We start from the raw sequence: 16,076 nt of genomic DNA, 5'->3' as shown, positions 1-16,076 counted from the left end.
ATCATGAAAAAAATATTTTTTATATACATCTTGTTGAGTACAGGTTTGACAGCCTGTAAGAAAGATTACCTGGAACGTTTCCCTGAGTCTGCCGTTAGACCTGAAGATTCGTTTAAAACAGAAAAAGATCTTGGATTATTTACAAAATCATTTTACGATGCGGCCCTGCCTTCGGCCGAAGGTGTCTATAATGAGTCGGTTGATAATATTGTTAAAACAACATTAGATGATGAACTGACTGGGAAAAGACAGGTGCCTATCAGCGGGGGCGGATGGAGCTGGGCTAATCTACGGAACATTAATTATTTTTTGGAAAACTGTTTTAATACAGTTCCCGAGGCGGCTGCAGCACCCTATGCAGCGGAGGCTAGATTCTTCCGCGCCTATTTCTATTTCGATAAATTAAAGCGTTTTGGTGATGTGCCTTGGTATGATAAAGTAATAGACCAAAATAATGAGGAGCAATTAACAAAGGCCCGTGACCCTCGGACGCTTGTTGTAACGAACATCCTGGCTGATTTGGATTATGCAATTGAACATCTCTCTTCAGTAAAAAGTGATGAAAAGGTGACTAAATGGACTGCCTTGGCATTAAAATCCCGAGTGGCTCTTTTTGAGGGAACCTTTAGAAAATATCATACTGAATTTAATTTTTCAGGGGCGAATGAGTTACTGGAGAAAGCTGCGGATGCTGCCAATAAGGTTATTGAAGGAGGGCAGTATAGCATATATAATGCCGCAGGTGTAAATTCATATGCTGCATTGTTCTATAGTGTCAATAGTCTACCTCAAGAGGTTATATTAGCTCGAAAATTCTCGGATGCACTGCAGATCTGGCATAATGTTAATTATTATACGATTACAGCTTCCTATGGTAAGCCGGGGCTGGATAAAAATTTGGTGGATTCTTATTTGATGAAAGATGGAACCAGATTTACGGATAAAGCAAACTATCAAACAATGACGTTTAAGGAAGAAATACTAAATCGTGATCCTCGTTTGAGTCAGACTATACGGACACCGGGATATAAACGTATCGGTGGCGCTGCAACTATTCCGCCCAATTTTGGAAATTCAGTAACCGGCTATCAATTAATTAAATTTGTAGGCGATGTAAAATATGATAATTTCAACCGGTCTGAAAACGATATGCCAATATTTAGATATGCAGAAGTGCTGCTAAACTATGCTGAAGCCAAAGCGGAATTGGGAATATTAAGTCAAGCTGATATAGATAAATCGATCAAATTACTTCGCGATCGCGTGGGGATGCCTAATTTAAATTTGGAACAGGTTAAAGCCAGTCCAGATGCATTTCTTACAAAAGATTATACAAATGTCAATGGTGATATGAAAGGGGGGATACTTGAAATACGAAGAGAACGCCGTATTGAACTAGTGATGGAATCTTTTCGTTGGGATGATATTCTACGATGGAAAAGTGGAAAGTTAGTGACAAGGCAGTTTAAAGGGATGTATTTTCCAGGTACAGGAAAATTTGATTTGGATAATGATGGTAAAGATGATATCTGGATCTATGAAGGGGACAAGCCTACTGCTTCAGGAATACAGTTGCTGAAACTTGGGTCAGAAATTTTGTTGGAAAATGGAAATAAAGGAAATGTGATCATCAATTCGCATATTAAAAAAGCATTCGATGAAAATAAAGACTATTTGTATCCGATACCAGTGCAAGAACTGCAGTTAAATAGAAACTTAAAGCAAAACCCCGGTTGGGGAAATTAAGAATTTTCGTATTTTAGGTCGCTCATCACCGATGAGTGACCTTAGTTTTTAAACCTAATTTAAATCTTATGTATAAGTACCTCCAATGTATTGCAGTGATCTTCTCACTACAGTTTGTAACCTTGCACTGTAATGCACAGCAGGATGAAAAAATTAACTTGACACATTTGCCTTATATACAAGGATTGACCGATCATTCGGTATCCATTATATGGACGACTGATCGTCCAGCAACGGGTTGGGTAGAATTGGCGCCAGATGATTCGAGCCATTTTTATCATATTGAACGGCCCAGACATTATGCTGCAGCCTATGGTTTTAAAAAAGTCGGGACTGTTCACCAAGTGAATTTACACGGGTTAAAACCAGGGACAAAATACCGTTACCGAGTATACAGCCAAGAGGTAACTAAACATGTCGGGGTCAACGTGGAATACGGCAAAATTGTAGCAACCAATGTATATCGACAGGAACCGCTGATATTCAGGACGCTCGGACCGGCTAAAGTAACCCGCTTTGCCGTGGTTAATGATATTCATGGCCGTAACGAGGTGTTGAATAAATTACTTGATCTCTCTGATCTTCCTAAGCAGGACTTTATTGTTTTTAACGGTGATATGGTCGATAATTTATTGAGTGAACAACAGCTATTTGACGGTTTTATGGATACAGCAATCAAACGATTTGCAAGTGAGAAACCTATGTTCTATGCAAGAGGAAACCATGAAACTCGAGGACCTTTCGCTACCGATTATCCACAATACTTCCCGACACCGACAGGAAAACTCTATTATCAATTTAAACACGGTGAAACTGCTTTTATCGTGTTGGATTGTGGGGAGGATAAGCCAGATTCTGATATGGAATACAGTGGCATTGTAGAGATGGATAATTACCGTACAGAACAAGCTAAATGGTTAGAGGAAGCCGTGGAAAAACCGGATTATAAAGATGCGAAATATAAGATAATCATATGTCATATGCCACCATTTGGCGGTTGGCATGGCGAACAGGAGATCCTGGATAAATTTGTTCCTATTCTAAATAGATCGGGGGCACAAATTATGTTGTGTGGACATTTGCATAGACATATCATTAAACAGGTGTCTGATAAGGTCAAGTTTCCTGTTATCGTGAACTCCAATAATAATTTGCTTAAAGTAGATTTAGCTGCTAAAGGGTCTTTTAAAATTATTGACCAACAGGGGAAACTTATTGATGAAGTAACTATAACGCCCCTACGCTAATTGCTGTGCATTCCAGGTCTGTTCTTACTCCTAAGGCAGACCTTTTTTACTAATGGACCCCTAGTTTTAATAGTAATTTTTCTTAATTAACTGCTCTCGGATTGTTTTCGTCGACGAAGCGTCCGTCATCGAAACAGCGGTTTTTCCGTTTTTTACCTGTCCTTAGATTCCCCATTTATAACCTACTATTAGGTTGTTTAGGTAATATTTGTGTTCGTTTTTGTGCGTTTTTTATTTATTTGTTGAGTTATATTGCGCTATCTAATTTAGATTTATTAAAAATAATTTGAATAAATACCTTCGAATAGTCTATATTTGCAATTGTTTAGAACGATTTTAAACAAGCGCACTTCTGGGTGCGTTTTTGTCCGTACTTATGAAAAAGACTTTCTTTGTATTAATTCTTGTTTTCTGTAGCATTATAGTTCATGCTCAGCATATAGCTATTGGGGGAAAAGTGTTAGATGAAAAGAGAAGACCTCTAAGCGGCGCAACCGTCTCCATTAATTCATTTGATCTCACTAGTGAGACGAATGTAAATGGTGATTTTAATTTGGTTATTCCAGTCAAAAATTATAGTGACAGTGTTTTATTATCCGTAAGCTATGTAGGGAAAAAAACGATTGAGCTGTGGGTTGATGTAAGAAAAAGAAAAGAGAATTTAGATTTTATACTTCGGGACAATAGTTTAACCTTAGATGAGATTAATGTAAACCAGATATTTAAGCAAAATAAAAATTCCATTTCTTCCATTGTGTTTGATGAAGAGGCCATAGAAAGGGTTCAGGCATTTAGTCTGATGGATGTGTTGAACACTTTACCAGGCAAGCAAATGGCAGCGCCCAATATCAATGCACCGCAGACTTTGAATCTGAGAAATACCCTTGATGAGAGCAATAGTCTTAATAATTCACTAGGAATACCTATAATAATAGACGGGGTGCGGATTTCAAATGATGCTAATATGCAATCGCGGCCCGTAGGACAACGGGGAATGGCAGGGTCTGTGCTTCCTGCCGTAACCAGCGGAAACGCTGCAGATGTACCATTTAGAGGAGTGGATTTAAGAGAAATACCTGTAGAATCTATTGAAAAAATTGAGGTAATTCAAGGTGTAGCTTCTGCAGAATACGGCGAATTGACTGATGGTGCAATTTTAATCGAAAGAAAAGCAGGAAATTCACCACTACACTTTTCAACAAATATAAATGATGGCTCTCGCAATTATTCACTCAATAAAGGGTTTAGTCTTCCTAAAAATTTTGGGGGGATAACTACGGATCTAAACTACGCTATTTCGAATTCTAACCCTCAAGATAAGGTGCAGGAATATAAACGCTATGGTGGTTCATTGCGTTGGAACACGGTGGCGTCACGTAAGCTTCGCAATAAGTTAAGCTTAGATTTTAACATGAGAATTGATGACGCAAGACAGGATCCGGATGATAACTCAAGAAGAAAATATTATTCGAAAGAAATCGGTTTCCGCTTTTCAAACACAACTCAACTGAACTATAGTACACGATTTTTTGACGAAATCAACTTCATGCTTTCCTATTCTATCCGCAAGCAAGAGAGCTTTGCGCAATGGCTATTAAATCAGGGCAACAAACCTTATACAGCAAAAGATACCACAGGCATATATGAGGGAATATTACTTAATTCGCAATATCTTGCTGAGGAAGAGATTATCGGAAAACCTATAACAGCAAGCACAAGTTTAAAATTTACAAAAAGATTTCAAATAGGTAAGACTTTTCACAGTCTATTGTATGGGTTTAATGGGAGTTATGCGAACAATGGCGGGCGAGGGATTATTTCTGACCCAGATAGACCCCGTTTTATCAATTTTAACAACCAAAATATTAGACCTTATTCTTTTGAGCTTAATCCTGCTTTAATCAATACGGGCTTATACATTACAGATAACTTTCATTATAAGCTGTTTGGTAAAAAAGTTAATAGCAATTTTGGTGTTCGTTTTGATAATCAAAATGGAAGCACCAGCTTTCAGCCACGATTAAATACAAGGATTGTTTTAGATAAGAGGTGGGCTTTAAGTACTGCCTTTGGAGTTGCAACCAAATCTCCAACTTTAGCGCACCGCTATCCATCTCCCTCTTGGATAGATGTTCCACTGATTATAGCGCAGAACTCCCAAAGTTCCTTATATTTAGTGTATACCGAGAAATTTATTACTAAGAATGAAAACTTAAAGTCTAGTAAATCTGAAAGTGCTGAATTTAATATAGAATTTAAAAATCACGGGATTACATCCCGTATCAATTCTTATTATAAAAAAAACAGCAATGGTTTCAATTCTGTCAAGGTCTATAAACCATTTCATTTGCCCGTATTTGATTACCATTATGACGAGAGCCTAAATCAAATTGTATATCAGGAGACGGGGAGATACATTGATTATTATGACAAGTCGTACAATAGGATTGAAAATTTTAAAAACTCTTATACCTACGGTTTTGATTGGTCCCTAGCCTTTAGGGAAATCAAACCTATCCGTACGAGCTTTTCCACCAGCACTTCGTATATTTTATCTGAACAAAATGATAAGATCCTGGAGGCAATAGATTTATCCTCCCCAGTTCAAATCAATGGACAACCAATTTCTTATCTGCTGTATCAACCCAGCAACCAAGGGAAACGTTATGTACTGACAAGTAAGTTAAACACTACCACGCACATTCCCACCATTGGATTTGTCATCATGACGAATACAGATATTTTTTGGAAGAATCGCTATAAACGAAACTATAATGACAATTTTCAAAAACCGGTAGGTTATTTGGATGCTAACATGAAACAAGTGTTAATAAACAACGATTTGGCGTCATCTCTTCCCATTCGGGGGCTAGATTTGTTCGATGGCCAGCAACGTATTATTTATATGAATTTCTCAATGTCAGTCGCCAAGGAAATCAGTAAAAGGATCCGCATTGCTGTGACAGCCTACAATACCTTTAATGTGCAACCCACTAGTTCGTATCGGGATTCCTATACAAACCAGGACGTAATTGTCACTTACAATAGTCCTTTAAGTATTACAGGCGGAATATCAATTAAACTTTAACAAATACTATATACTATGAAACAGAATTATATTCTACTATTTTTCTACTTAATACTAGCCCTCTTTGGAGGCTGTAAAAAAGATATTGACGAAGTACAACCCATAAACGTGAACGTACAGCTAACGGTAAACCCTGAGGAGGTTTGGTTTGAGGTACCTTACGACAAGGCCGAAATTACGTTGATAAATAAAGGTAATAGCAGTTCCTACAAAATTCAAGCAGATGCAAAAGGTAAAATTGCATTGAATAATATTGCTCCAGGTAATTATAGTATCAATGTCTCTCTGGCAATCTCAGCAGAAGAATATACCAAATTGACGGGGGTAAATCGCACATCTATTTTTTATCTAAACTATGCTTTGGCTGATAAGGCATTGTTTGCTAATGAGGACTTTAATATTAGCTTAGTGACCAGTGAACCTGTGGGTGGTTTTGTTATTAAACAGATCTATTATGCAGGATCAGATACTAAGGATGCAGCTCTTAACCGGGATAATTTTATTGAAATTTATAATAACTCGGATGAAATGTTGTATGCGGATAGCTTACTTGTGGTATTAGCATATGGAAAACCGAATAATAAAACAGATGAATATTCACTAAGCAACAATCAGTATGATTGGAGCAAGTCTATCAATATGACAGTGTCTAATAATGCCAATGAAGATTATGTCTATGCCAAAGGAATATTTATGATTCCAAGTGATGGGACGGGTAAAAAATATCCTGTCGAATCGGGAAAAAGTATAATTATCGCTGGTTCGGCCTTAAATCACGCTGGTTCGTATACCGACAACAACGGGAAAATAATTGGTGCTCAGCGACCTGAACTTACAGTGGATTTGAGTAAAGCTGATTTTGAAGTCTGGTTGTATCCTTATGAACAGAAAATTCAGCCAGGGCGAACGATATTTTCGAATGACGTAGATAATCCATCCGTTACAAACTTAGAGGTTTTTCTCGCCCTAAGTATGCGTGATATGTATTTTCCACCGCAGGCTAGAGAGTCTTTTGTATTGATGAAAGTCGATGGAACCTTTGATTTAAATAATATTCCGTCATTTGCGATTCCAACTGTAAGAACTGTTACAACGAGTACTGTGCGTTATGCTCAAATGCCGACAAGGTTTATCTTGGATGCTGTTGAAATTCAGGATCCCGTTGTAGCCGATCAAATTCCACGTCGTTTACCACAAAAGTTTGATGCAGGAGCAATATCTGTACCTGGAGGAGCTTACTCTAGTCAGTCCGTCGTCCGTAAGACCGAAAGGAAAATTGGGAATAGACGTATTCTTAAAGATACAAACAATTCGTCAAATGATTTTGGTGTGCTACAACGTGCCAATCCAACCAAAACAGACGCATCATTTATAGATTAGAATCCATATGCGGAACATTTTTTCTGTGATATTTTTGGTTTCCCTTTTTACATTGAGCAGAGCTCAAAGTAAAAAGGATTCTGTTTATAGTTATACCATTGATCATCATTTAGTTGAACGTAGTCTTTTGAGACCCGCTTTTCTTCAAAGAGATTCATTGAAGTCTTATGGTGATGTTCGAGTTGCTTATCAAATGAATAAGGGAGGATTTCGAAAGGCCCAACAAGCCTACAACGGTGGGACAACAAGTTTTCAAGCCAACGGATTCAATCGTTTGGGAAAGTTCTTATTGGGAGCAAAATTTACGTTCAACTCCATACGCGAAGATAGTTTGGCAAATAGCCTTCGTTCCGGATTAGAAGATTTAAGCCCCTATTATCCTTACGCGAATAAAAGTGGAGACTATCAGCGTCAAAATTATCAGCTAAACGCTTCACTCGGATATGAATTAGCTCATTCAGTACAGCCATTTCTCCAAGTGGATTACCATCGGCATTGGAGTGCAGGTACAGTGGATCCGCGCTTAAAATCTAATAGATTTACCTTGAAAGTCAAACCTGGTGTTACCTTAAATTTTTCGAAAAGCACATTTGGGGTATATGGAATAATTGGGCGTGCAGATGAAAATGTTTCCTTATTATACAAAAACATGGATTTTCAATCTTCAAATCTGTATCCAGATCGAATGTATTATATGAATTATGGATACGGGACGGCACGTCAAAAAGATACGACAAGAATTAATTTTAAATACGATAACTATAAAGGGGTAGGGATTCAGTACCTTAAAAAGCTTTATGGCTGGCATACCAGAACAGAAATAGAATATCAACAATATCACAATACAAACCAAAATTATTCTAAGAAGTCTGTTCTTTATAGCAGCCCTTTGGCTATTTATGATCAAAATACTATTAAATTTTTTGTAGATGCAATCAAATATAATGGTGATCAGGGGCAGCAATTATTGATTTTCGATGGCGAATATAATAAAGGTGTTGATGGAAACAAATTGACTACGGGTAGCCTAAATAAAGTCAATTATAAAGTTAGCACTCTTTTCCTTACAGGACAATATGTTAAGCTTTGGGATCGACATCATCAGTTAGCCAAGGAATTAGGTTTTCTTGTTACCTACTATACAGAAAATAGAAAAGATCTCTTGCAGGCGATCGACTTTGAAGTAGGACAAATGCGTGTTGAGCCCTCTCTAAGATTATATTTGCAAAAAAGCAGCACGAAACTTATACAGTTTGCATTTGCGGCTTATGCGACCATTCCGACAGAAACCGCATTTGAATATAGTCCCTTATCTATAAACACCTTTATTCAAAACGTTGTTTTTGGAGATTATTACTATTATAGGACCCAATACTTAGGTACAAAATTTGGTGTAGAATATAAGGACCGCTTTTGGGGAAACAACCTTGCCTTTTATGCAAAGTTAGACCTCCGAAAATCTTCAGGTACTGTTGAATTAAAAGATGATATAAAACCTAAATTTCTTTCGACTGGAAATAGGATAAATATGGAAATTGGAATTCGGCTTTCTTTATAAATTTTTTTGATAATAATCGTAATAAAAAACTGGTAATGAAAAAACATTTTGCAGTATTTGTCAGTATCATTGGACTTGTTGGTTTACTTTCCATGAAAGATCAACAAAAAGCATTGTTTGAAGAACTGCAGTTGCTTTATCGAAGACCAATAAGCGAGTGGCCTAAGCCGACGATTGATACTGGTGTCAGCTGGAAGGAATTTTCATCATTGCCTAAGGTTGATACAAGTTATTTTTCTTTGATGGAAAAGCCGGATGTCAAGCTGGGAAAATATCTTTTCTTTGATCCGATTCTGTCTGGTAGCAATCAGATCTCCTGTAGCAGCTGTCACAATCCCCAGACATCATGGGCTGATAAATTGACGGTCCCGGTTGGCAATGATCATCTGGAGGGGACACGTAACACACCATCACTACTGAATGTGTACGCGCGGAAAGAATTGTTCTGGGATGGAAGATCCAAGTCGCTGGAAGAACAGGCTTTGGGGCCTATTGAAGCACATCATGAAATGGACATGGATCTAACCAAATTGATTCCAAAATTGAAAGCTATCCCGGCCTATAACAAGCTGTTTCTAGCAGCATTTGGAGAGGACGATTATTCCATGCCAGAGGTTTTAAAGGCCTTAGGTGCTTTTCAACGGACTTTAACAAGTAGACGTAGTCGCTTTGACGAGTTTTTGGATGGTAATTATAAGGTGTTGTCCGAGCAAGAGGTACGTGGATTACATCTCTTCCGTACAAAAGCGAGATGTATGAATTGTCACAATGGTCAGTTTTTTACGGATGACGCTTATCATAACATCGGACTGACTTATTACAAGCGTAAATATCAAGACCTGGGTAGGTATGAGATTACCAAAGATCCTGCGGATGTAGGTCGTTTTAGGACACCTTCGCTGCGGGACGTGATGAATACCGATCCGTGGATGCACAATGGATTATTCTGGAATATGACAGGATTGCTGAACATGTATAACAGTGGGATGCAGATGAACTCCGCGAAGCCAGAACAGAAGGCCAAAGATGCATTTTATCCGGTTACAGACCCTTTAATGCAACCTTTGAATCTTAGTAAAGAGGAAATAAAAGATATCGAGGCATTTTTACATGCCATCACAGCAACTTCCTATCGGATGCGACGTCCTGAAAGTTTGCCGCGGTAGTGTCTACAAGCACCTATTTTTACTTTGTTTGGTGTTTTTTGTAACATGCTTACAGTGAGTTGTCTATGTGGTTAAAAAGGCATTTAATTTATTTTTCGTACCTTTGTGCTGTCAAAAGACAGAATGGCGTGAGTTTATTCCGCTAGGACTGGAACCTTTTTGAGGCACAGTCGAAGTTGTTCGTTGTACTTGTTGAAGTATATTTTGGAGCTGTGTTTAGCACATCTCATCTTTAAAAGATTAGTTTCTTTTTCATCGTTGCTCTTATCGAACCGAGAGTAAAGCGTGTTAGTTAATAAGTGGATTGAACTGAAGTTTAAAATTTCGATCAAACGAATTCAACTGTAGGGATATTTTATGTGAATGAAAACTACGTAGGTGTGCAGCCTTAGTGGTTTACTCATGCTCTTTTGTTTTATTTATGTTTAAAAAAATTAAAGAATGGATAAAACTAGAAAGGTAAAGGTAAAAGTTGAAGATTTAACCATTGTTTTTGGTAAACAAAAAAAACAAGCTTTGAAATTATTGGACGAGGGGTTTTCGAAGAAAGAAATATTGGAAAAGACGGCTTGTACAATAGGAATTAACAAAGCAAATTTCGAAATCTATGAGGGTGAGTTTTTTGTGATTATGGGGCTTTCGGGAAGCGGCAAATCGACCTTACTTCGTTGTTTAAACCGATTGAATGAGCCTACCTCAGGAAAGGTATTTGTCAATGACGAAGATATTACCGGGAAAAATAATAAAGAGCTTTTGGAAGTGCGCAGGACAGAAATGAGTATGGTCTTTCAAAAATTCGGCTTGCTGCCACACCACACTGTACTGAGTAATGCTGCATTTGGATTGGAAATAAGAGGTGAGGACAAAGAATCACGTGAGGCAAAAGCACAAAAGGCTCTTGATATTGTTGGATTGAACGGCTTTGAACAGCAGCTGCCAGCTCAACTTTCCGGCGGGATGCAGCAACGCGTAGGATTGGCTCGGGCTTTGGCCAATGATCCTGAAGTGTTACTGATGGATGAAGCGTTTTCGGCACTGGACCCGCTAATCAAAGCTGAAATGCAGGATCAGCTGCTTGAACTGCAGGACACGCTACAGAAAACTATTGTCTTTATTACACATGACCTTGATGAAGCCATCAAATTGGGTGATCGTATCGTCATTATGAAAGACGGAGTAATTGAACAGATTGGTACTGCAGAGGATATTCTGACGAACCCAGCAAGTGATTATGTAAAAGCTTTTGTCGAAAAAGTGGATCGGAAAGCAATTATTACCGCAGGCTCCCTGATGTTTGAAAAACCGACTGTTGTACGATTCAAAAAAGATGGTCCCGAGGGTGCTCTGCGCAAAATGCGTGCTTCAGGTATAGATATATTACCTGTCGTGGATGTGCATGATCATTTTTTTGGTTTTGTCCATATTAATGAAGTGATCCAGTCGGCCAAACGCAAAGAACCGACCGTTGAGGCCATCATTCACGCAAATGTTCCTACCGTATCAAAAGAAGTGACTGTGGAAGAAATGTTACCTCTGATATCAGAAGTACGATCGCCCATTGCTGTGGTCAATGAACACAACCGTTTACTGGGAATCGTAACCCAGACTTCATTAATTATTGAGGCGACCAAATACAACGAAGAGGAAATCATAGAATTAAAAGAGCAAGCAAATAATCAATAGGTATGAATAAAGTAATCGACATAGGACAATATATAACCATCGCTGTCAATTGGTTGACAGACAATCTGAAACCATTTTTTGACCTGATCAAAAATACCGGAAATACGTCTATTCTTGGTCTTGAATGGTTATTGATCGCGACTCCGTTTTTCGTGATGATCGCACTTTTTACAGCATTGGCCTGGTGGAAATCCGGTAAAGGCGTTGCGCTGACCACATTCCTGGGATTGACATTGATCTATCTGATGGGATTTTGGACGGAAACAATGGAGACATTGGCTTTGGTGCTGGTCGCGACGGTGACAGCATTACTTATTTCTGTACCGCTAGGGATATGGGCGGCCAAAAATAAATTTGCAGCAAAGATCATTCGGCCTTTATTGGATTTAATGCAGACGATGCCTGCTTTTGTCTATCTGATACCAGCAGTACTGTTTTTTAGTATCGGAAAAGTACCCGGTGCCTTTGCTACGATCATTTTTGCAATGCCCCCGGCGGTTCGCCTGACCACGCTGGGTATTGATGGGGTACCGAAGGATATTGTTGAGGCTGCCCGTTCATTTGGAGCAACCAATCGGCAGATTTTATTTAAGGTGGAGTTGCCTTTGGCGACCAAAACAATTCTTGCGGGGATCAATCAAACGATATTGTTATCGTTGTCAATGGTTGTTATCGCTGGGATGATTGCTGCAGGAGGCTTGGGTGAAAGGGTTCTCGAAGGAATAAACAACCTGGATATTGGCCTTGGATTTGAAAGCGGTCTGTCTGTCGTGATTTTGGCAATTATACTCGACCGAATAACACAAGGTTTTGTAAATAAGAAATAAATAATGGTGAAAATTAAGTTAATAGGAATCTGGATACTGGTATTTTTGTTTTCAGGTTGTAACAGTAGCAGGAATAAGAATATCATTCATATCGGTATGGTTGACGGTTGGGCAGAGGGTGTCGCAATGACCTATATTGCCAAAGTGATCATGGAGGAGAAAGGTTACCATGTTGTGATACAGCGTGCTACCCCAGATATGATCTTGGCTTCGATGAATAATGGCGATACAGATCTGTATATGGATGTTTGGCTGCCATTAACACATGGCGCTAAGGTAGCGAAGTTCCCAAAGCTACAGGAAATCGGTACGAGTTATGCTTCCGCCCGCAATGGTCTTGTTGTGCCCGATTATGTATCCATTGATGATATCGAGCAATTGAAAGCACACGAAGCGCAGTTCGATAATAGAATTATTGGGATCGAAAAAGGTGCGGGGATCACAAGGGCTGTGGATCAGGTTATCAAAGACTATAACCTGAACTATAAACACGTAAATTCATCCACGGTAGCGATGATTACTGAGCTACAGAATGCAATTAAAGCCCATAGATGGATTGTTGTGGCGGGTTGGCAGCCCCATTGGATGTTTGCTAAGATGAAATTGAAGTTTTTAAATGATCCAAAAAAAACATTGGGTAGCACTGAAGAGATTAAAATCTTTGCACGCAGAGACTTCCGCAAAGATCAACCAGAATTGGCAAGCCTCTTTTCACAGATCCATTTTGATGATGCAACAATGGCAGATCTCTTGGCACAAATGGAGGGAACGCGAGATAAAGCAGCTACTGCCAAAAATTGGTTGACAGAGCACCGTGGCCAGCTAAAAATCACCGAATAGACCCTAAGTTTACATGCTTTGCTTAACCCCATTTGACTCTTCAAATGGGGTTAAATTTTGCTTATCATCCTTTTTCTACTCCCAGCAGATAAATCACTAAAATACATCAGAACTCGAAATATTAGCCTCAGATGTCGTATTTCGCACATTTTTTAAAAATATACGGGCCAAATTGATACGTTGCTTTTGATCGGCCGAAAGTGGATAGCGTTCATCATCAACAAAGGTGTCCAGACCATTCGGAAACTCCCAGGCGAAGTCCAGTACCATGGCTTTCTCCGCTGCAAGAATAACGTCCAACTTACTAGCTAGCGGATTGCCCATTTTGATATTATTATAAATGCTATCTGGGCGTAGCAGGCTGTCTATATCCTGAATTAATGACAGCTTAGTTTCAATTTTTTTCTTTTGCATGTACTTATTTGTATTAAATAATTAAGAATCATTCTAAATAAATTGTAATTTAGCCAAAGATACTAGGTATAGTGCCATTGTTGGGTATGTAATGAGGAGTAAAAAGTCCGTGAAAAGGAATAGTTGAACCTTAATGAAATATGGAATGGGATTAAGACTTTATGATATTGATTCGGCTAGTTTATTATTGGAAAAAAACTATCCACAGACTTTCTTTTCAATGGATGCCGGTATCCAGGAATGCGTCACACAGCTGGGCGCTCCATTTGGTGATGGCTATTACAAAGAGATCTTTTTTGATGGAATTCATATTGGCTTTGGTCATGCAAATCTGTATGAACGGATACTATTTCGTTTTGAAAGTGACTTTGAGACGGTCGAAATGCATTTTGCATTGAAGGGTAGAAGTCGGGCAGCTGGGGAGACATTAGCCGCTACCATAGATTTTGAAACTTGCCAGCACAATATCCTTTACGGCAATTCGATCTGTGGTCAGATGCAATGGGAATGTGAAGAATTCCAGTTATGTGAGATAAATTTGTCTCCAGATTTTTTTAAGAAATTCCTACCCGATAATTCCATCTTATTTAATGACTTCAGAAATATTATTGAAAAGGGAAAATCTGGCTTATTGACAGATATTAATAGAAGAATTACCCATGAAATGCATACTCTTATTGATAGTATCATAAATTGTGAACGTAAGGGGGTGTTTAAAAAAATATTTCTCGAAGCCAAGATCATGGAGTTATTGCTGCTTCAGTTGGAGCAGTTAGCCGACAACAACGTTTCGAACACGACCCTCAGAAAGCCTGATGTTGATAAAATCTATGCGGTCCGTGAATTTTTACTGGATAATATGGATTCAAACAATACACTTGTCAACCTGGCCCATCTGGTCGGGACAAATGAGTTTACATTAAAGAAGGGGTTTAAGGAGTTGTTTGGTACGACAGTTTTCGGTTTTTGGAATGATGCAAAAATGGAACATGCCAAAAAGCTCATTTTAGACAAAAACATGACCATAGGTGAAGTATCTGATGCCATTGGGTATAAAAATCAGCGTCATTTTTCAGATGCTTTTAGACGGAAATTTGGATTTCCACCAAGTAAATTAAAAAAGACATACAGATAGTTTACCCGACCTACAATGCGGGCTAAGAATAGCTATTAAAAAATTGATAGATCATTTATCCTTAAATTTTATAAAACCATGGGTAGAGCTGAAGCGAAAATTATACAAGCTGAATTGACTGTTAGTCGAAAAGAATATGTGACCCCACATTATATCCGGATTTATCTGACAGGAGAAGCTGTCCCAGAAATCGCGGACACAACTATCGGTGTTAACAATAAGATTCTGATTCCCCCTTTGGGATTGAATAAAGTCTATTTTCCGGAATTTGATTTTGAAAAGGGACAATGGAAACCAATGGACGACAGTATTCGGCCAACAGTACGTACATATACGCATCGGGGGATAGATCTTCGACGTAATGAAATTTGGATAGATTTCGTTGCACATGGGGATGAAGGACCAGCATCTGCCTGGGCAATAGGATCTAAGCCAGGGGATGTATTGGGTGTCCTTATGAGAGCTGGTAAGACCGAATTATTTCCACTGACAGAAAACTATCTATTAGCGGGGGATGCAACGGCACTTCCGGTATTAGGTGCAATATTGGAAAATTTACCAGCATCAGCAAAAGGAACCTGCATCATTGAGGTGCATGGTCGGGAGGACGTACAAAAATTATATACGAAAGCGAATATAGAATTTATCTGGTTGCATAATGATGCTCCACAAGAAGGTAGTCTGTTGGCGGATCTGGTGAAGATAAAATCTCTTCCTCAGACAGATCGCTTTGCTTACATTGCTGCCGAGTATTCTACCGTTCGGGAGATACGCAATTACCTGCGTAAGGATCTTGCATGGAAAAGGGAGGAACTTTATGCCTATTCTTATTGGAAAAGCGGTGTTTCAGAAGATAAATCTGCCAGTGAACGACACAAAGAGAACGAGGAGGTCAATTCATAAATAAGACAACCACAAGACCACTGCTATCGCTTCATTGCTTGAGCTAATCTAGTTTTTCAGTTTTTTACTTCTGTTTATTATGAGATAAT

Annotated in this window: 12 protein-coding genes; 11 read left to right on the top strand and 1 reads right to left on the bottom strand. The window is 38.7% G+C overall.

The window, feature by feature from the left end:
* Positions 1-3 precede the first annotated feature (3 nt).
* The 9 genes from OGI71_RS11675 to OGI71_RS11635 all read left to right on the top strand — a co-directional run bounded on the left by OGI71_RS11675 (position 4) and on the right by OGI71_RS11635 (position 13,535).
* Positions 4-1,746, top strand: coding sequence for a RagB/SusD family nutrient uptake outer membrane protein (locus OGI71_RS11675; RefSeq protein WP_282255628.1), 1,743 nt, complete (start codon positions 4-6; stop codon positions 1,744-1,746).
* A gap of 68 nt (positions 1,747-1,814) precedes the next feature.
* Positions 1,815-2,993, top strand: coding sequence for an FN3 domain-containing metallophosphoesterase family protein (locus OGI71_RS11670; protein ID WP_282255627.1), 1,179 nt, complete (start codon positions 1,815-1,817; stop codon positions 2,991-2,993).
* Between the two features lie 376 nt (positions 2,994-3,369).
* On the top strand, positions 3,370-6,081 hold the full coding sequence (locus OGI71_RS11665) for a carboxypeptidase-like regulatory domain-containing protein (RefSeq protein ID WP_282255626.1): 2,712 nt from the start codon (positions 3,370-3,372) through the stop codon (positions 6,079-6,081).
* A 15-nt stretch (positions 6,082-6,096) separates the two neighbouring features.
* Complete coding sequence (locus OGI71_RS11660; protein ID WP_282255625.1) at positions 6,097-7,461, top strand: DUF4876 domain-containing protein; 1,365 nt, start codon at positions 6,097-6,099, stop codon at positions 7,459-7,461.
* Between the two features lie 7 nt (positions 7,462-7,468).
* Positions 7,469-9,019, top strand: coding sequence for a DUF6850 family outer membrane beta-barrel protein (locus OGI71_RS11655; RefSeq protein ID WP_282255623.1), 1,551 nt, complete (start codon positions 7,469-7,471; stop codon positions 9,017-9,019).
* Positions 9,020-9,054: 35 nt separating this feature from the next.
* Positions 9,055-10,185, top strand: a complete 1,131-nt coding sequence (locus tag OGI71_RS11650; protein ID WP_282255622.1) for a cytochrome c peroxidase — start codon at positions 9,055-9,057, stop codon at positions 10,183-10,185.
* Between the two features lie 441 nt (positions 10,186-10,626).
* Positions 10,627-11,868 carry a glycine betaine/L-proline ABC transporter ATP-binding protein gene (locus OGI71_RS11645; protein WP_282255621.1) on the top strand — a complete coding sequence of 414 codons (1,242 nt, stop codon included), beginning with the start codon at positions 10,627-10,629 and terminating at the stop codon, positions 11,866-11,868.
* Between the two features lie 2 nt (positions 11,869-11,870).
* Complete coding sequence (locus OGI71_RS11640; protein ID WP_282255620.1) at positions 11,871-12,695, top strand: proline/glycine betaine ABC transporter permease; 825 nt, start codon at positions 11,871-11,873, stop codon at positions 12,693-12,695.
* Positions 12,696-12,698: 3 nt separating this feature from the next.
* Positions 12,699-13,535, top strand: coding sequence for a glycine betaine ABC transporter substrate-binding protein (locus tag OGI71_RS11635; protein ID WP_282255619.1), 837 nt, complete (start codon positions 12,699-12,701; stop codon positions 13,533-13,535).
* A 96-nt stretch (positions 13,536-13,631) separates the two neighbouring features.
* Here OGI71_RS11635 and OGI71_RS11630 read toward each other — a convergent pair whose 3' ends face one another.
* On the bottom strand, positions 13,632-13,949 hold the full coding sequence (locus OGI71_RS11630) for a hypothetical protein (protein ID WP_282255618.1): 318 nt from the start codon (positions 13,947-13,949) through the stop codon (positions 13,632-13,634).
* A gap of 145 nt (positions 13,950-14,094) precedes the next feature.
* Between OGI71_RS11630 and OGI71_RS11625 the strand changes: the two genes are divergently transcribed.
* The gene (locus OGI71_RS11625) at positions 14,095-15,084 is read left to right on the top strand and encodes an AraC family transcriptional regulator (protein ID WP_282255617.1); all 990 of its coding nucleotides are present in this window, start codon (positions 14,095-14,097) and stop codon (positions 15,082-15,084) included.
* A gap of 78 nt (positions 15,085-15,162) precedes the next feature.
* Positions 15,163-15,987 carry a siderophore-interacting protein gene (locus OGI71_RS11620; protein ID WP_282255616.1) on the top strand — a complete coding sequence of 275 codons (825 nt, stop codon included), beginning with the start codon at positions 15,163-15,165 and terminating at the stop codon, positions 15,985-15,987.
* Positions 15,988-16,076 lie beyond the last annotated feature (89 nt).

This window comes from Sphingobacterium sp. ML3W, from assembly GCF_029542085.1.
Classification (GTDB): domain Bacteria; phylum Bacteroidota; class Bacteroidia; order Sphingobacteriales; family Sphingobacteriaceae; genus Sphingobacterium.
This window is presented reverse-complemented; position numbering and strand designations above follow the sequence as displayed.